Source organism: Ferrovibrio terrae, from assembly GCF_943371255.1.
Classification (GTDB): domain Bacteria; phylum Pseudomonadota; class Alphaproteobacteria; order Ferrovibrionales; family Ferrovibrionaceae; genus Ferrovibrio; species Ferrovibrio terrae_B.
On the sequence record NZ_CALRUC010000004.1, the window covers coordinates 1 to 16,817 of the forward strand.

The following is a 16,817-nucleotide window of genomic DNA, read 5'->3' on the forward strand; positions in this document are numbered from 1 at the left end:
GGCAGCACATAGGCACAGCCGACTTCGCCCCATTTCTCGTCCGGCACGCCGATCACCGCGCATTCCAGCACGCCGGGGAATTTGTAGATCGCGATCTCGACTTCGGCCGGATAGACATTCTCGCCGCCGGAAATGAACATGTCCTTGATGCGGTCGACGATATAGTAATAACCATCCGCATCGCGACGGGCGACGTCGCCGGTGCGCAACCAGCCATCGTTGGTGAAAGTGGCCTTGGTGGCCGCCTCGTTGTTCCAGTAGCCGGGCGTGATGCCGGGGCCGCGAATCTGCAGCTCGCCGGCATGCTCGGCGGGCAGGGGCTGGTCGTTATCGTCGACCACGCGCACCTCGGCGAGGAGCTGCGGTTTGCCCACCGAACCGATCTTGGCCTGGGCATGGGCGCGATCCATCAGGAACACGGTGGGCCCGGTCTCGGTCATGCCCATGCCGTTGCACACCAGAACGCCGCGCTTGGCAAACAGTTCGACAAGGCTGGCTGGCAGCGGTGCGCCGCCGCAGCCCCAGCTGCGCACTTTGGTGAAATCGGCTGCGGCGAAATCCTTGTGCAGGCTGATCGCCTGATAGATCGCCGGCACGCCGAAAAAGGCCGTACAATCGCCGGTCTGCAGCGCGGTCATCACCGGATCGATCTCGAATTTCTTCAGCACCTGAATGGTGCCGCCCCACATCAGCAGCGGCAGGGTATGCAGGTTGATGCCGGCGGTATGGAACAGCGGCAGGAAATTCAGCGTCGTGTCGCGTGAGGTCAGGTCGATGGCCTGGCCGATATTGATCGCATTGGCATAAGCCATGCGCGGTGTCTGGATCACCGCCTTGGGCTTGCCGGTGGTCCCGGAGGTATAGAGCATGTACCAGATCCGATCCGGCTCCCATGCCGTGTCGTACTGGCCTGGTGCCGTGGCGGTGACGGCCTGTTCGTAAGCGGCGAAAGACAGCAGCGGCAGGTTCAGTTCTGCGGCCAAGGCCGCATGCTCGGCATCGTGGATCAGCAGCTTTGGCGCGGCATCCTGCGCCACCGGGATCAGCTCCGGTGCCGGCTGGCGCCAGTTCAGCGGCACCAGAATGGCGCCCAGCTTGCCGCAGGCAAACAGAATTTCGAAAAAGCTGGCGCTGTTCAGGCACAGGATGGCAATGCGGTCGCCATGGCCGATGCCCTTGGTCTGTAGCCAGGCGGCAAAGCGGCAGGCGCGATCATCAAGATCGCGGTAGGTCAGGCGGCGACCGCCCTCACGCTCGATGAAAGCGACCGTGTCTGGGCTCAGTTCGGCGCGGCGGGCGGCAATGTCGAAAACCATCTGCATGGCTAGGCACTCTTTGCCAGGAAGCGCGCCATGCCGGCCTCGGCTTCGGCGCTGTCGATCTGTTCCAGGAACTGCTGTTGTTCGGCCTGCAGGCCGGCGGCGCAGTCCACTGCCAGCAGGCGCTTGGTGCGGGCGATGCTGCCCGGCTGCTTGCTGCGCAGCTCCATCAGCCAGCCCTCGATGGTGCTGTCCAGACTGTCGGGCTCGGCCAGCGTGGTGGCAAGGCCGAGTTGCACGGCCTCCACTGCCGTGATGCGGCGGTTCAGCAACTGGATCTCGCGTGCCTGCTGTGTGCCGATGCGGGCGGGCAGCATCGCGGTCCAGCCGCCATCGGGACTGAAGCCCACCTCGGTGTAATAGGGCTGGATGAAGGCTTGCGGCGTGATCACCGCCAGGTCGCAGGCGAGCAGGAAGCCCAGTGCACCGCCCGTCAGCGGGCCATGGATGCGGCCGATCACCGGAACGCGCAGGCCGAGCAGAGCGAGGATGGCGCGGTTGAGGCTGCCGACCAGTCCAGCGGCATAGGTGCGACGCTCGCTACGCGGCACGGCCTGGAAGCCGGCGACATCGCCACCGGTGCTGAAGCTGCGGCCGGCGGCCTGCAGCACCACGGCACGGATATCGTCGCTGGTGACAATGCGGTCAAGGTCGGCATTCAGGCTGTCGAGCAGCGCCGGCACCAGGCTGTTATGCCGCTCGGGGCGGTTCAGCGTCAGCCGCGCCACGCCATCGGCGATATCCAGCAGCGTCGCGGGCATCAGCGCGGTGCCCTGGCGGCAATGCCATGCGCCACCATGGCCGAGGCGACATCGATGATAGGGTCAAGCGGTGTCTTCGGATCCCACAACCCGTAACGCTGGCCGAGGAAGACCGAAATGCCCATCAACATCCAGGCCCGCACTTCTGTCGCCGTGTCATTCTTGCCCGGCGCGATCTCGCCACGCTTTTCGGCGGCGGCCAGCGCGATACGGTAGGATTTGGCGAAATCGGTGTAATACTGGCGATAGACCTTCTCGTCGACGAACTGCGATTCTTCCACCACCTTGTAGAGGTCGGGGTTGCGCCGCACGAAATCGAGGAAGGCGCGCAGGCCGAGCCGTTCGGCCTCGATGCGGTCGCGGGCGCCTTCGGTCGCCTCGGTCAGGTGGTGGCGCAACATGCGGCCCATATGCAGGACCAGTTCGCGCATCACATCTTCCTTGCTGCGGAAGTAGATGTAGAAGGTGCCCTGGGCGACGCCGGCTTCGGCTGTGATCGTGCTGATCGAGGCCTCGGCAAAGCCGCGCCGGCCGATCTCGCGCTGGGCGGCATCGAGAATCTTGCGGCGGGTCTGTTCGCCACGGCCGGTCTTGGGCAATGGCAGGGCGCGTTTCCTGGCGTTCATGTGAGCCATGAATCTCTTGTCATATTAACTTTTTGGAACCCTCCGCATGCGTCCCGGCGGGATTCGCCGGAATGCAGCTTGACGGCTCAACGGGCGGACAGTACAAATCTATGAAACATGAATCAACTGTCATGTTTGTGGGCCGTCCAGCGGGCGCGGTCTGCCAGCGGCACCGGGACAACCCGGGCCAAGCAGAGGGAGGAGCCGATGTCGCGCATGTCGCATGCCAATACTCGCGTCTCCGTCGCCATGCCCGCATCGCAAGGGAGAGATACATGCTGCGCGTGATGAAGACGGCCGGACTGGCTGTTGCACTAACCGCCGGTCTGGCGCTGTCGGCGCAGGCCGCCGACCTCAAGGTTGCCCTGATTGCCAGCAAGACCGGTCCGCTCGAGGCTTATGCCAAGCAGACCGAGACCGGCTTCATGATGGGCCTCGAATACCTGACCAAGGGCACCATGACCTGGCAGGGCCGCAAGATTCAGGTCATCGTCAAGGATGACCAGTTCAAGCCCGATCTGGCCAAGTCGCTGCTCGAGCAGGCCTATGCCGACGATAATGTCGACATCGCTGTTGGCACCACCGGTTCGGGCGGCGCGCTGGCGATGCTGCCGGTTGCCGAGGAGCACAAGAAGATCCTGATCGTCGAGCCGGCGGTGGCCGATGCGATCACCGGCGAGAAGTGGAACAAGTATATCTTCCGCACCGGCCGCAACTCGACCCAGGACGCCTATGCCGGCGCTGCGGCGATGCCGAAGACCGGTGAAGTGCATCTGGCCACGCTGGCGCAGGATTATGCCTTCGGTCGGGATGGCATCAAGGCGATGAAGGACGCGCTGGCGCTGTCGCACCCGAACGTCAAGATTGCCTTCGAGGAATATGCCCCGACGCAGACCACCGACTTCACCGCCTCGGCGCAGCGTCTCTTCGATGCGCTGAAGGACAAGCCGGGTAAGAAGATTATCGCCATCGTTTGGGCCGGACCGCATCCGCTGCCCAAGATCGCCGATCTGAAGCCGGAGCGTTTCGGCATCGAGATCGCACCTGGTGGCAACATCCTGCCGGTGATGAAGCTCTACAAGCCCTATCCGGGCATGGAAGGCGCGATCTATTACTACTACGACTTCCCGAAGAACCCGATGAACGATTGGCTGGTTGCCGAGCACAAGAAGCGCAACAACGGCACGCCGCCTGACTTCTTCACCGCCGGTGGTTTTGCTGCCGCGTCCGCCATGCTGACCGCCGTGCAGAAGGCGGGGGGCACCAACACCGACAAGCTGATCGCCGCCATGGAAGGCATGATCTTCGACACCCCGAAGGGCACCATGCTGTTCCGCAAGGAAGACCATCAGGCGCTGCAGCAGATGTATCATTTCAAGGTCAAGAAGGACGGCAAGGACGACAACGACCTGCTCGATCTCGTCCAGGTGATCCAGGAATCGGCCGTGCCGCTGCCGATCCGCAACAAGCGCTGATTACGCCTGCCGCCGGGACGTCATGTCCCGGCGGTCTTTTTTTATCCAGACAGATGTCCGCCACACCCACACTCGAAACCCGCGACCTGACGATCCGCTTCGGCGGCCATGTCGCCGTCAATGCCGTCAGCTGCGCCTTCCAGCCCGGCACGCTGACCGCCATCGTCGGGCCCAATGGCGCCGGCAAGACCACCTATTTCAACCTGATTTCCGGCCAGCTGAAATCCACCGCCGGCCAGGTGCTGCTGCGCGGCGAGAATGTCACCGGCCTGACGGCCTCGGCGCGCACCAAGCGCGGCATGGGGCGCGCGTTTCAGCTCACCAACCTGTTTCCCAACCTGACCGTGATGGAGAATGTGCGGCTTGCCGTGCAGTCGCGTGCCGGTGCCGGTCTGCAGTTGCTGCAGCTGTGGAGCCATCGCCGCGACCTGATCGAGAAGGCCGACAGCCTGCTGGAACAGGTTCGCCTGCTCGACAAGCGCAATGCCACCGCGGGCGCGCTGCCGCATGGCGACCAGCGCAAGCTGGAGGTGGCTTTGCTGCTGGCGCTGGAGCCCGACGTCTTCATGTTCGACGAGCCGACCGCCGGCATGTCGGTCGATGAAGTGCCCACCATTCTCGACCTGATCCACGGCATCAAGGCGCGTGGTGACAAGACCGTGCTGCTGGTCGAACACAAGATGGATGTGGTGCGTAGCCTTGCAGATCGCATTATTGTTTTACATAACGGCCAGCTGGTCGCTGACGGCGAGCCGGCCGCAGTGATCGCATCGCCCGTGGTGCAGCAGGCCTATCTCGGCCTGCCGCCAGAAGGGAGTGCGGCCGCATGAGCGACATGCTGAAGCTGCAGGGCGTGCACACCCATATCGGCCAGTATCACATCCTGCATGGCGTCGACCTCGTCGTGCCGCGCGGCCAACTCACCATGCTGCTGGGCCGCAACGGTGCGGGCAAGACCACCACCTTGCGCACCATCATGGGCCTGTGGCAGGCAAGCCAGGGCAGCGTCACCTTCGATGGCCGCGACATCACGAAAACCCCCACGCCCGAGATCGCCCAGGCCGGCATCGCCTACGTGCCCGAGAATATGGGCATCTTCGCCGACCTCACGGTGCGCGAGAACATGATCCTGGCCGCCCGCGGCGGCGAGATTGATGCGGCGCGGCTGAAATGGATTTTCGGCCTGTTCCCGGCGCTGGAGAAATTCTGGTCGCTGGCTGCCGGCGTGCTGTCGGGCGGCCAGAAGCAGATGCTGGCGATCGCGCGCGCTATCGTCGAGCCGCGCGACCTGCTGCTGATTGACGAGCCGACCAAGGGCCTGGCACCGGCCATCATCATGAACATGGTGCAGGCCTTCAGGGAACTGAAAGCCACCGGCGCCACCATCCTGCTGGTCGAACAGAATTTCCTCGCCGCCAAGCTGCTCGGCGATCATGTCGCGGTGATGGACGATGGCCGCATTGTCCATACCGGTGCCATGGCCGAACTGGCCGCAGACGCGACGCTGCAGCAGAAACTGCTGGGCCTGAGCATGGAGGCGCATCAATGACTGCTGCTGCTGATACTCCGCCGGCCATGTTGCCCAAGGTGAAGGTCGATTACCTGCCGATGCTGCTGGTGCCGCTGCTGATGCTGGTGGCGCTGCCCTTCGTCGGCAGCGTGTCGACCTGGGTGACGCTCACCGTGGCAGCCCTCGCCATGGGCATGATGATCTTCCTGATGGCCTCGGGACTGACTCTCGTTTTCGGCCTGATGGACGTGCTGAATTTCGGCCATGGCGTGTTCATCTCCTTCGGCGCCTATATGAGCCTGGTGGCGCTGGGCCCGCTGGCCGGCTGGGTGGAATCCGACAACCTGCTGCTCAATATCGGCGTGCTGCTGGCCTGTATCCTGGTTGCCATGGTGGTCACCGGCGGCCTGGGCTATGCCTTCGAGCGTATCGTCATCCGCCCGGTCTATGGCCAGCATCTCAAGCAGATCCTGATCACCATGGGCGGCATGATCGTCGCCGAACAGATGATCCATGTGATCTGGGGCGCCAGCCCGATCCCGTTGCGACTGCCGGAAGGCCTGCGCGGCGCCATCGTGATCGGCGACGCGGCGATGGAGAAATACCGTGTCATTGCCGTGGTGCTCGGCCTTGTCGTGTTCGGTGCCATGTATCTGATCCTCAACCGCACCAAGATCGGGCTGCTGATCCGCGCCGGGGTCGAGAATGCCGAGATGGTCGAGGCGCTGGGCTACAAGATCCGCCGGCTGTTCGTCGGTGTCTTCATCGCCGGCTCGGCGCTCGCCGGTCTGGGCGGCGTGCTCTGGGCCTTCTACCGCCAGACGCTGACGGCGGGCATGGGCATGGAAGTGAACGTGCTGATCTTCATCGTCATCATCATCGGCGGGCTGGGTTCGGTCGGCGGCTGCTTCATCGGTGCGCTGCTGGTGGCACTGGTCGCCAACTACACCGGCTTCCTGGCGCCGAAACTGGCACTGGGCAGCAGCATCCTGCTGATGGTGGTGATCCTGCTGTGGCGACCGCAGGGCCTCTATCCCGTGGCCAAGCGGTGAGGGGAGAGGTGTGATGCTGCCCAACAATCCGATCCACAGCCTGCTGTCCGGCGACTATCCGCGCTCGCGCGTGCTGGGCGCACTGCTGTTCGTCGTGCTGATCTGCCTGGCCTTCGCGCCTTTCCTGTTCCCGGGCAGCCAACCGCTCAATGTCGCCGCCAAGATCTGCGTCTTCGTCATCCTGGTGGCGAGCTACGACCTGCTGCTCGGCTATACCGGCATCGTGTCGTTTGCCCATACGATGTTTTATGGCATCGGCGGCTATGGCGTGGCGATCGCCATGTACAATTTCAGCCCGAGCTGGAGCGCGCTCGGCATCGGCGTGGTCGTCGCCCTGGTGCTCGCCATCCTGCTGGCCCTGCTGATCGGCCTGTTCAGCCTGCGGGTGCGGGCGATCTTCTTTGCCATGATCACGCTGGCGGTGGCCTCTGCCTTCGCCATCCTGGCCTCGCAGCTCAACGAGATCACGGGCGGCGAGGATGGTCGCAGCTACCGGATTCCGGAAATGCTGCGACCGGCCTTCCGCCTGTTCGACGAACCGGTCATGGGCGTGATGATCAATGGCCGCATCCTGTCCTACTACCTGATCTTCCTCTCGGCGCTCATCCTGTTCCTGCTGGCCCTGCGCGTGGTCAATTCGCCGTTTGGTCGCGTGCTGCAGGCGATCCGCGAAAACGACTTCCGCGCCGAGGCGCTGGGCTATCGCGTCGTGGTCTACCGCTCGATCGCCAACTGCCTGTCGGCCGGCATGGCCACGCTGGCCGGCGTGCTGATGGCACTGTGGCTGCGCTACACCGGCCCGGACACCACGCTCAGCTTCGCCATCATGATCGACATCCTGCTCATGGTGGTGATCGGCGGCATGGGCACGCTGTATGGCGCCGTGCTGGGCGCCACCATCTTCATTCTGGCGCAGAATTATCTGCAGGTGCTGATGGGCCAGTTCAGCGGCATGCTGGAAGCCGCCGGCATTCCCCTGCTGCCCGGCCTGTTCCATGCCGATCGCTGGCTGCTCTGGCTTGGCATCCTGTTCGTGCTCAGCGTCTATTTCTTCCCGGTCGGCATTGTCGGCAAGCTGCGGCAGATGCGCTCATGAGCGCCCCGGTTTCGCGCTATCTCACACTCGCCGGCCGCAGTGTCCATCTGCTCGACTGGGGCAGGGCCGATGCCCCCGCCGTGATCCTGTGGCATGGCTTTGCCCGTACCGCCCATGATTTCGACGATCTGGCGGCGGCGCTGGCGCCGCATTACCGCCTGCTGGCGGTTGATACCATCGGCCGCGGCTTCAGCGAATGGAGCCCGCAGCCGGATGCGGAATACACCGTGCCCTTCTATGCGCGGCAGGCCGTCGAACTGTTCGACCATTTCAAACTGACCACCGCCCGCTGGGTCGGCACCTCGATGGGCGGCCTGATCGGCATGGCGGTGGCGGGCACGGTGCTGAAGGACCGCATCAGCCATCTGGTGCTCAACGATGTCGGGCCGGCGATTGCACCCGGCGCGGTCAGCCGCATCCTCACCTATGCCGGCACGCCGCCGGCCTTTGCCACGCTGCCCGAGCTGGAACAGTATTTCCGCACCATCTATGCGCCCTTCGGTATTGCCACCGATGCCGGCTGGCAGAAGCTGGCCGAAACCTCGGCCCGCCGGCTGCCCGATGGCCGCCTGACCCCGCATTACGACCCGCAGATCGCCGCCGTGCTGGGCCGCCAGGCCGCCACCGTCACCGGCGATGCCTGGCCGCTGTATGACCAGATCACGACGAAAACCCTGCTGCTGCGTGGCGCGGTGTCCGACCTGCTCAGCGATGAAACCGCCGCCGAGATGACCCGGCGCGGCCCGAAAGCCCGCCGGATCGACATGCCGGGTATCGGTCATGCCCCGGCGCTGGATACGGTGGAACAGATCGCCCTGATCGCGGCGTTTTTGGCCGAGTAGGGGGCATTGGCCGGAACCCGGCCCCGCCCTATACTGGGGATATGTCCCGCCACGCCCACCAGCACGCCCCCCATACTCATGGCCATGACCACGCCGCCTGCATCAGCGATGCGCTGGCGGCGGCTGAAACCCATTGCAGCAATACCGGCGCCAAGCTCACGCCGATCCGCCGCCGGGTGCTGGAGCTGATCTGGCAGAGCCACAAGCCGGCCGGCGCCTATGACCTGCTGGCCCAGCTGGGCGGCGATGGCCAGAAGGTGGCGCCGCCCACCGTGTATCGCGCGCTCGATTTCCTCGTCGAACAGGGACTGGTGCACCGGGTCGAAAGCCTGAATGCCTTCATCGGCTGCACCGCGCCGGGCCATGCCGTGCAGCAGGAAATCTTCATCTGCCGCCAGTGCGGCACCGCCACCGAGATCAACGATCCAGAACTCGGCACCCGCATCCAGCAGGATGCCCGGGCGCTGGGCTTCCAGGTCGAACGCCAGACCATCGAAGTGGTCGGCGTCTGCCGCGATTGCCGCGCGCTTTAGGGCTAGGCGCTAATCCGCTGCTTTCACAGCAAAGTTTCTGCCCCGCAAATGTCATTATGCCAACGCGCCATCGCGCGTTAGCCTGAGCGCAATCGGCGGTACCGCCGGATGAAGCTCAAGCCACACCGGCGGCCCGTCACCCTTGCCAGAGGAGGGTGCCATGGCACTTGCGACCAGTCTGCAGCAGTTTCTCGACCGGCAATCCATTCCCTACCGGCTGATCGAGCATGCCCATGCGGCGACCATGCGCGAGGCGGCGCATTGTGCCGGCGTGCCGGAAGCCTGTGTGATCAAGGCCGTGCTGGTGGAAGACGACGACGGCTTCATGCTGGCCGCGGTGCCGGCCTCCTGCGATGTCGAACTGACCAGGCTCTCCAGGGCCGTGAAGCGGCCTGTCGAACTGGCGACCGAAAGCGACATCATGTCGCTGTTCACCGACTGCGTCCGCGGCGCGCTGCCGCCGCTGGGCAGTGCCTATGGCGTGGAGGTGGTGGTGGACCGGCGCCTGGATGCCATGGCCGATCTCTATTTCGAGGGCGGCGATCACCGCACCCTGGTGCATGTGACGGGCGAGGATTTCCGGCGCCTGATGCCGGAAGCCAGGCATGCCCGCATCAGCGTGATGCACTGAACGCGAAAGGCCCGCACCGGATGGTGCGGGCCTTCATTGCGATACGTGTCATCGCGACACGTCTACCGTCAGTGCTTCTGCTTCTGGCGGTCGCCATCAATCTCGCCCGGCTGGCGCCCGGGCTTCACGACGCGGCCATCGCCATCGGTATCCTTGCCGACCCAGTCGGTCTTGCCGGTGGATTTGCCGGCCTGCGCCCGGCGCTGCTGCGCACCGTCCACCTCACCGGCACGATGCCCCGGCTGCACGACACGGCCGTCATTGTCGGTGTCCTTGCCGACATCGCTCGAAGATGGCTTTTGGCCGGCCTGCTGCGGGTTCTGCGGCGGCGTGCGGGTCTGTTGCGGCTGCGGATTTTTGTTGGGCATGATGAACTCCTTTCGTTGACGGATAAGAAACCTCCGTCACGCAGGAAATGTTCCCTGCCGATTACTGCGAAAAACGCAGAAACTCAGCCAAACTTGGGCGGTCGTTTCTCGAAAAAGGCGGTCATCGCCTCGCGCGCCTCGGCCGATTTAAGCTGGCTGCGGAAGTGCCCGCCTTCCAGCGCCATCTGCCCGGCCACATCGCCCTTGGTGTGTTTCAGCAGCTGCTTGGTCAGCTTCATTGCCGTCGGCGGTTTGGCCGCCAGCTTCTGCGCGATCTGCAGCGCTTCCGGCACCACGCGCGCATCGGGGAAGATCGCATTGGCGATGCCATAGGCCTTCGCCGTATCGGCATCGAAGGGCTCGCCCAGCAGCAGCAGTTCGGCGGCGCGGTGATGGCCGATCATGGCTGGCAGCAGCAGCGAGGAGGCAGCTTCCGGCACTAGTGCCAGATTGACGAAGGGCAGCGACAGCTTGGCGCCGGCGCCGACATAAACCAGGTCGCAATGCAGCAGCATGGTGGTGCCGACGCCAACCGCCACGCCGGTCACCGCGGCAACCAGCGGCTTGCTGGCCGTGCTGATCGCGCGCAGGAAGCGGAACACCGGCGTGTTGTCGCCCTGCGGCGGATTGTTGAGGAAGTCCTGCAGGTCGTTGCCGGCTGTGAAGGCCCCGCCATTGCCGGCGAACAGGATCACGCGCACGGCGGCATCGGTTTCGGCGGCCTCCAGCGCATCGGCCAGCGTGGCATACATCGCCGAGGTCAGCGCATTCTTCTTTTCAGGCCGGTTGAAGGTGATGGTCAGGATGCCATCAGCCTGCGCAGTCAGGATCTCGGTCATTGTTTGCTCCCCGGAAGCCGGTTTCAGTCGGCGAGCAGCAAAATGGCATAGTCTCCGATGCGCGTGAAGCCTATCGCTAGGTAAGCCGTCTGGGCGGCCGGGTTATCCTCCGGCGTGAACAGCACGGCCTGAGTGACGCCATCGCGCCGGGCCAGGGCTAGCGCGCCGGCAACCACGGCACGGCCATAGCCCCGGCTGCGGCTTTCCGGCGGGGTCCAGACATTGCCGATCTGCACGGTATCGGGCAGGCGCGCATTGAAGCAGCAGCCGGCCACCGGCCTGCCATTGTCCAGCAGGATGAACTGGCTGCCCTCGGCCACCCACCGGGTCACTTCGCCGGCTGCGCTTTGCGCCAGGGCCTGCGATGGCGTGGCGCCCAGGCTTTCGCAGCAGAAATCGAGCCGCCACTGATACAGCAATTCATGATCGGCAGCGGTGGCGCGGCGGCAGTGCAGAGTCTGCCCCTGCAGCAGCGGGGCCGGCAGCACCAGCCGCTCCAGCGGCAGCGCCATCAGCATCTCGCGCGAGCGCAGCTTGTGATGGGCGCCGTTCTGCGCGATGGCATCCTCGGCATCCAGCGCCTGCTGCCATGGACCGATAATGCCGGCCACTGCGCGGCCGTCGGCCACCATGCGGGCGACGGCACCGGCATGCTGCGGCGCATAGACCGCCAGCATGCCCTGCCAGTACAGCGCGGCGGTGCCGACGATCCGCTCGCCATCGAAGGCGGCAGCATAGCGGCCCTGATAGGGCTCGCTGCCGTCGACGATGCCGCTCTGCGCCAGATTGGAACGCAGGATCATGGTTTCGGCAGTATGGCCGCGCAGGAAGGCGTCGAGCTGCGGCTGGTCCTGCGGAGTGAGAAGGCGAATGGTCACGTTTATGCCTGTGCCTTGTTCAGCCGGTCGAAGCCGGCTTTCAGATCGGCGATCAGGTCGCCGGTATCCTCCAGGCCGATATGCAGGCGGATCAGCGAGCCGTGATCCTGCCATGGTTCGGCGGTGCGCACGCTCTTGATCGCCGGCACCGAGACCAGGCTTTCATAGCCGCCCCAGGAATAGCCGATGCCGAACAGTTCGAGATGGTCGACGAATTCGGCGACTGCCGCATCGCTGTATTTCTTCTGCAGCTCGAAGGCGAACAGGCCGCAGGCACCGAGGAAATCGCGCTTCCAGATACCATGGCCCGGATCCTGTGGCAGGCCGGGATGCCGCACGCTGGTGACTTCCTCGCGGCTGCGCAGCCAGTCCGCCACGGTGAGGCCGCTTTCCATGTGGCGCGGCAGCCGCACCGCCATGGTGCGCAGGCCGCGCAGGCCGAGATAGACCTCGTCGGGGCCGGCATTGGCGCCGATGGTGCGCGCGGTGTCGCGCAGGGTCGGCCACATCTCCTTGGTGGCGATCACGATGCCCAGCATGGCATCGGAATGGCCGACGATATATTTGGTCGCGGCATGCACCGAAAGATCGACGCCATGGCTGAAGCTCTTGAAATAGAGCGGCGTGCCCCAGGTGTTGTCCATCGCCAGCTTGGCGCCATGCTTGTGCGTAACCTCGGCAATCGCCGCCACGTCCATCATCTCGAAGGTGAGCGAGCCCGGCGATTCAATGAACACCAGCGTGGTGTTGGGGCGGAACAGCGCCTTGAAGCTCGCCATGTCGATGGCGGTCTTGAAATACTCGGTCTCGACGCCGAGCCGTTTCAGCACGGTGTCGCAGAAATGCCGGGTCGGGCCATAGATGTTGTCGACCACCAGGATATGGTCGCCGGCCTTCACCACGCTGAGGATCGCGCCCGAGCAGGCGCCGGCGCCTGACGGATAGGCGATGGCGCGATAGCCGCCTTCCAGTTCGGCCACGGTATTCTCGAACGCATAGGTCAGCGGCGTGCCGACGCGGCCATAGGAGGTGACCTGCTTGTCTTCCGCCCGTGCGGTATACACATCGGCCAGTGCTTTCAGGCTCGGCTGCAGGATGGTCGAGGCGCGATAGACCGGGATATTGACGGCGCCGTGATGGCCTTCCGGGTCGCGGCCGAGCGTGGCGAGCTTGGTTTCGTCTTTCATGGCGGACTCCAATCTGGGGTCCAACTATCGCAAAGCCCCGGATCAATGAGAAGACTTGGCGGCCCCGGCTTCCAGCCATAATGCCGCAGCAAAGCAGAATAGGGCCATCAGGCTGGCAATCATGCGCAGGGTGTTCCAGGTGATCCAGGGCTGGGCATAATCCTGCCAGATCGCCGCGGCCGACTGGGCGGTGGGTGTCGCGGCGGCCAGGGCCTCGTTCAGCGGCACATTGAAGGCCATGGTGACGGCGAAGGCGCCGCAGCCATAGAGTGCCGTGCCGGACCACACCAGCCAGGCGGCCGGATCGCGCGGCTGGCGCAGCGCCATGGCGATGCTGGCCAGCAGGCCGAACCCCAGCGTGCCGAAAAAGCTGAAGGCGAAGGTCATGTTGCGCACGGTGGCGTTGATCGCCTGCATGGCGGCAATCGCCGCCATAGGATCGGCCGCATCGAGGCCGGGCATGACCGAACAGTGATAGGCGTAGAAAAAGCCGGCGATCAGTGCGGCCGCCAGCGCGGCCAGGCTGGTGACGGACAGGCAGAGCGGTCGCAGCATGATTCCCCCCGGAGCGAAATGTTGGGATGCTGCACGCCGGCCGAACCAATTTCCTGCGCAACTTTGCTTTGGTCCGGCCCGGCGGGCCTTGGCGGCAGCCGGGCAGGGAGCCTAACATTGCCACTTCGTATTTCTGAGTGAAGAGGCTGTCCCATGACCCGCGATGCCGCGATCCGCGCTGCGACCACCTATCTGGACGAGGGCGGTTTCCTCGCCGATCTCACCCGCCGCGTCGCCATCCCCACCGAAAGCCAGAATCCCGATCGTGCCGGCGCGCTGGGCGATTATCTGGAACAGGAAATGCGCGGCTCGCTCGAAGCGCTCGGCTTCCAGTGCACGGTGCATCCCAATCCCTCGCCCAAGGGCGGACCTTTCCTGGTTGCCATCCGCCGCGAGGCCGGCGCCAGCAAGACGCTGTTCTCCTACGGCCATGGCGATGTGATCCGCGGCCAGGATGCACAATGGCGCAGCGGCCTGTCGCCCTGGCAGATCGTGCAGGAGGGTGAAAAGCTCTACGGCCGCGGCACCGCCGACAACAAGGGCCAGCATACGGTGAACATCGCCGCCATGGCCGCCGTGCTGAAGGCGCGCGGCGGCAAGCTCGGCTTCAATGTCGTGCTGCTGATCGAAACCGGCGAGGAGGTCGGCTCGCCCGGCCTCGATGCCTTCTGTAAGTCCCAGAAGGACGCCTGGAACGCCAACCTGTTTCTGGCCTCGGATGGCCCACGCCTGTCGCCGGAACGGCCGACGCTGTATTGCGGCGCGCGCGGCGCGATGAATTTCGACCTCACAGTGAATCTGCGCGAGGGCGCGCATCATTCGGGCAACTGGGGCGGCCTGCTGGCCGATCCGGGCATCATCCTCGCCCATGCCATCGCCAGCATTGCCGGGCCCACCGGCCAGATTCGCGTGCCCGAATGGGTGCCGAAGGAGCTGCCGGCCGGGGTGAAGCGCGCGCTCGCCGATTGCGAAGTCGGCGGCGGCAGCGACGGGCCGCAGATCGATGCCTGGTGGGGCGAGCCGGGCCTGACGCCGGCCGAACGCGTCTATGGCTGGTGCAGCTTCGATGTGCTGGCCTTCAAGACCGGCAATCCCGAATTCCCGGTCAATGCGATTCCCGGCATCGCCAGCGCGCATTGCCAGATCCGTTTCGTGGTCGGGCCGGATTCATCGCAGTTCCTGCCAGCATTGCGCCGCCATCTGGATCGCCACGGCTTCCCGCAGGTGCAGGTGACGCAGGCGCGGGCCGAGGTCTTCACCGCCACGCGGCTCGATCCCGATCATCCCTATGTGCATTTCGCAGTGGCCTCGGTCGAGAAGACCATGGGCCGCAAGCCGGCGCTGCTGCCCAATCTGGGTGGCTCGCTGCCCAACGAGGTGTTTGCCGAAACGCTCGGCCTGCCCACCGTGTGGATGCCGCATTCCTACGCCGCCTGTTCGCAGCATGCGCCGAACGAGCATATCCTGCTGCCGGTGATGCGCGAGGGGCTGGCGATGATGGCCGGCCTGCTATGGGATTTGGGCGAGGCCGATGCCCGCATTCTGCCGTCCTGATCGGGGCCATCCATCGACCAGGCATTGACACTCGGCGGCCTGTTTTTCTGGTCGTTGCTGGCTGCCACTCTGGTGCCGCTGTCGTCGGAGGTGGCGCTGTCGACGGCCCATGCCATGGCCGCGGCCCCGCCCGTTCAACTCTTCCTGGTCGCCACCGCCGGCAATATGTGCGGTGCACTCATTAACTGGGGTCTGGGGGGCTGGTGCCTGCGCTTTAAGCACAAGCGCTGGTTTCCAATCACGCCCGACCGCCTGCATCAAGCCGAGATCCGCTTTGCGCGCTGGGGCGGCTGGATCCTGCTTTTCTCTTGGATTCCGGTGATCGGCGACCCGCTGACCTTTGCTGCAGGCGCACTCCGCTACCCCTTGGCCCGATTCTTGATAGTGGTGACGGCCGGCAAGGCAGCGCGGTATGCGGCCATCCTGTGGATAACTGACGTTATCTTGCCGGTTTTTACAGCGTCGTGATAATTTTAGGCAGTTCTGCCCCAACGCAGAACCCAGTCACAACAGGGAAGGGTTAACCTATGAAACTTATTGCAACGGCCGCTGCCGCGGCGGCGCTTGTGTTTGTCGCACAGGGCGCGCAGGCAGGCGCCACCTTTGATTCCGTTAAGGCCAAGGGCTTTGTGCAGTGTGGCACGAATACCGGTCTCGGCGGTTTCGCCGCCCCGGACAGCCAGGGCGTCTGGAAGGGCCTCGATGTCGATGTCTGCCGTGCGGTTGCCGCCGCGATGTTCGGCGACGCCACCAAGGTGAAATATACCGGCCTGACCGCGCAGCAGCGTTTCACCGCCCTGCAGTCGGGCGAAGTGGATCTGCTGTCGCGCAACACCACGCAGACCCTGACCCGCGACGCCTCGCTGGGTTTGATCGGCGCCGGCATCAATTATTATGACGGCCAGGGCTTCATGGTGACCAAGAAGCTCGGCGTGAAGAGCGCCAAGGAGCTGAACGGCGCCACCGTCTGCGTGCAGCCGGGCACCACCACCGAACTGAACCTCGCCGACTATTTCCGCTCGGAAAAGATGACCTTCAAGCCGGTCGTCATCGAGAAGCTGGATGAAGTCGTTGCCGCTTACGCTTCCGGCCGTTGCGACGTGTACACCACGGACGCCTCCGGTCTGGCCGCCACGCGCGCGACCCAGCTGCCGAACGGCGACGATCATCTGATCCTGCCGGAAATCATCTCCAAGGAGCCGCTCGGCCCGATGGTGCGTCAGGGTGACGACCAGTGGCTGGTCGTGGTCCGCTGGGCGCTCAACGCGATGATCGAGGCCGAGGAATACGGCATCACCTCGAAGAATGTCGACGAGATGCTGAAGAGCGACAACCCGAACATCAAGCGCATCCTGGGTGTCACCCCGGGTGCCGGCAAGGCGCTCGGCCTTGACGAGAAGTGGGCCTACAACATCGTCAAGCAGGTCGGCAATTACGGCGAAAGCTTCGAACGTAATGTCGGCATGGGCAGCCCGCTGAAGCTGGCGCGTGGCGTCAACCAGATGTGGTCGAAGGGCGGCGCGCTCTACGCCTGGCCGATCCGCTAAGTCGTAAGCAGGGCCGGCGGTGTACAGGGCACCGCCGGCCCATC

Annotated in this window: 19 protein-coding genes; 11 read left to right on the forward strand and 8 right to left on the reverse strand. The window is 64.7% G+C overall.

The features are described from left to right. The 3 genes from AAG799_RS01630 to AAG799_RS01640 all read right to left on the reverse strand — a co-directional run. Positions 1-1,322, reverse strand: a 1,322-nt coding sequence (locus AAG799_RS01630; protein ID WP_341894043.1) for an AMP-binding protein, incomplete at its 3' end; no start/stop codon positions are given. A 2-nt stretch (positions 1,323-1,324) separates the two neighbouring features. After that, positions 1,325-2,080: an enoyl-CoA hydratase/isomerase family protein gene (locus tag AAG799_RS01635; protein ID WP_341894044.1), complete on the reverse strand. Its 756-nt coding sequence runs from the start codon at positions 2,078-2,080 to the stop codon at positions 1,325-1,327. Then, positions 2,080-2,706, reverse strand: coding sequence for a TetR/AcrR family transcriptional regulator (locus AAG799_RS01640; RefSeq protein WP_341894045.1), 627 nt, complete (start codon positions 2,704-2,706; stop codon positions 2,080-2,082). Before AAG799_RS01640 ends, AAG799_RS01635 begins: the two co-directional genes overlap by 1 nt. 275 nt (positions 2,707-2,981) lie before the next feature. On the opposite strand from AAG799_RS01640, the gene AAG799_RS01645 reads away from it, so the two are divergent. From AAG799_RS01645 to AAG799_RS01680, 8 genes are all read left to right on the forward strand, one after another. Further along, on the forward strand, positions 2,982-4,181 hold the full coding sequence (locus AAG799_RS01645) for a substrate-binding domain-containing protein (RefSeq protein WP_341894046.1): 1,200 nt from the start codon (positions 2,982-2,984) through the stop codon (positions 4,179-4,181). 53 nt (positions 4,182-4,234) lie between these two features. After that, entirely contained in the window at positions 4,235-5,011 is a 777-nt protein-coding gene (locus AAG799_RS01650; RefSeq protein WP_341894047.1) for an ABC transporter ATP-binding protein, read from the forward strand. Then, complete coding sequence (locus AAG799_RS01655; RefSeq protein WP_341894048.1) at positions 5,008-5,730, forward strand: ABC transporter ATP-binding protein; 723 nt, start codon at positions 5,008-5,010, stop codon at positions 5,728-5,730. The genes AAG799_RS01650 and AAG799_RS01655 overlap by 4 nt, the downstream gene beginning before the upstream one ends. After that, entirely contained in the window at positions 5,727-6,743 is a 1,017-nt protein-coding gene (locus tag AAG799_RS01660; protein WP_341894049.1) for a branched-chain amino acid ABC transporter permease, read from the forward strand. The genes AAG799_RS01655 and AAG799_RS01660 overlap by 4 nt, the downstream gene beginning before the upstream one ends. Before the next feature lie 13 nt (positions 6,744-6,756). After that, positions 6,757-7,839, forward strand: coding sequence for a branched-chain amino acid ABC transporter permease (locus AAG799_RS01665; RefSeq protein WP_341894050.1), 1,083 nt, complete (start codon positions 6,757-6,759; stop codon positions 7,837-7,839). Further along, the gene (locus AAG799_RS01670; protein ID WP_341894051.1) at positions 7,836-8,681 is read left to right on the forward strand and encodes an alpha/beta hydrolase; all 846 of its coding nucleotides are present in this window, start codon (positions 7,836-7,838) and stop codon (positions 8,679-8,681) included. Before AAG799_RS01665 ends, AAG799_RS01670 begins: the two co-directional genes overlap by 4 nt. A gap of 41 nt (positions 8,682-8,722) precedes the next feature. Then, a complete protein-coding gene (locus AAG799_RS01675) occupies positions 8,723-9,214 on the forward strand; it encodes a Fur family transcriptional regulator (RefSeq protein WP_341894052.1) in 492 nt (163 codons plus the stop codon). Positions 9,215-9,374: 160 nt separating this feature from the next. Beyond that, positions 9,375-9,845, forward strand: a complete 471-nt coding sequence (locus tag AAG799_RS01680) for a YbaK/EbsC family protein (RefSeq protein WP_341894053.1) — start codon at positions 9,375-9,377, stop codon at positions 9,843-9,845. Positions 9,846-9,913: 68 nt separating this feature from the next. Here AAG799_RS01680 and AAG799_RS01685 read toward each other — a convergent pair whose 3' ends face one another. The 5 genes from AAG799_RS01685 to AAG799_RS01705 form a co-directional block, all read right to left on the reverse strand. After that, positions 9,914-10,213, reverse strand: coding sequence for a hypothetical protein (locus AAG799_RS01685; RefSeq protein WP_341894054.1), 300 nt, complete (start codon positions 10,211-10,213; stop codon positions 9,914-9,916). Positions 10,214-10,296: 83 nt separating this feature from the next. Beyond that, on the reverse strand, positions 10,297-11,052 hold the full coding sequence (locus AAG799_RS01690; protein ID WP_341894055.1) for an enoyl-CoA hydratase: 756 nt from the start codon (positions 11,050-11,052) through the stop codon (positions 10,297-10,299). A 23-nt stretch (positions 11,053-11,075) separates the two neighbouring features. Next, complete coding sequence (locus AAG799_RS01695) at positions 11,076-11,930, reverse strand: GNAT family N-acetyltransferase (protein ID WP_341894056.1); 855 nt, start codon at positions 11,928-11,930, stop codon at positions 11,076-11,078. Positions 11,931-11,932: 2 nt separating this feature from the next. Continuing rightward, positions 11,933-13,117, reverse strand: a complete 1,185-nt coding sequence (gene metC / locus AAG799_RS01700; protein WP_341894057.1) for a cystathionine beta-lyase — start codon at positions 13,115-13,117, stop codon at positions 11,933-11,935. Positions 13,118-13,159: 42 nt separating this feature from the next. Next, positions 13,160-13,672: an anthrone oxygenase family protein gene (locus AAG799_RS01705; RefSeq protein WP_341894058.1), complete on the reverse strand. Its 513-nt coding sequence runs from the start codon at positions 13,670-13,672 to the stop codon at positions 13,160-13,162. A 153-nt stretch (positions 13,673-13,825) separates the two neighbouring features. Between AAG799_RS01705 and AAG799_RS01710 the strand changes: the two genes are divergently transcribed. Genes AAG799_RS01710 through AAG799_RS01720 form a run of 3 tightly spaced genes read left to right on the forward strand, consistent with a single transcriptional unit; the run spans position 13,826 to position 16,773 of the window. Further along, positions 13,826-15,226, forward strand: a complete 1,401-nt coding sequence (locus AAG799_RS01710; protein ID WP_341894059.1) for a M20 family metallopeptidase — start codon at positions 13,826-13,828, stop codon at positions 15,224-15,226. Positions 15,227-15,250: 24 nt separating this feature from the next. Continuing rightward, positions 15,251-15,694, forward strand: coding sequence for a YqaA family protein (locus AAG799_RS01715; RefSeq protein WP_341894060.1), 444 nt, complete (start codon positions 15,251-15,253; stop codon positions 15,692-15,694). 59 nt (positions 15,695-15,753) lie between these two features. After that, positions 15,754-16,773 (forward strand): amino acid ABC transporter substrate-binding protein, encoded by a 1,020-nt coding sequence (locus tag AAG799_RS01720; protein ID WP_341894061.1) that lies wholly within the window; start codon positions 15,754-15,756, stop codon positions 16,771-16,773. Positions 16,774-16,817 lie beyond the last annotated feature (44 nt).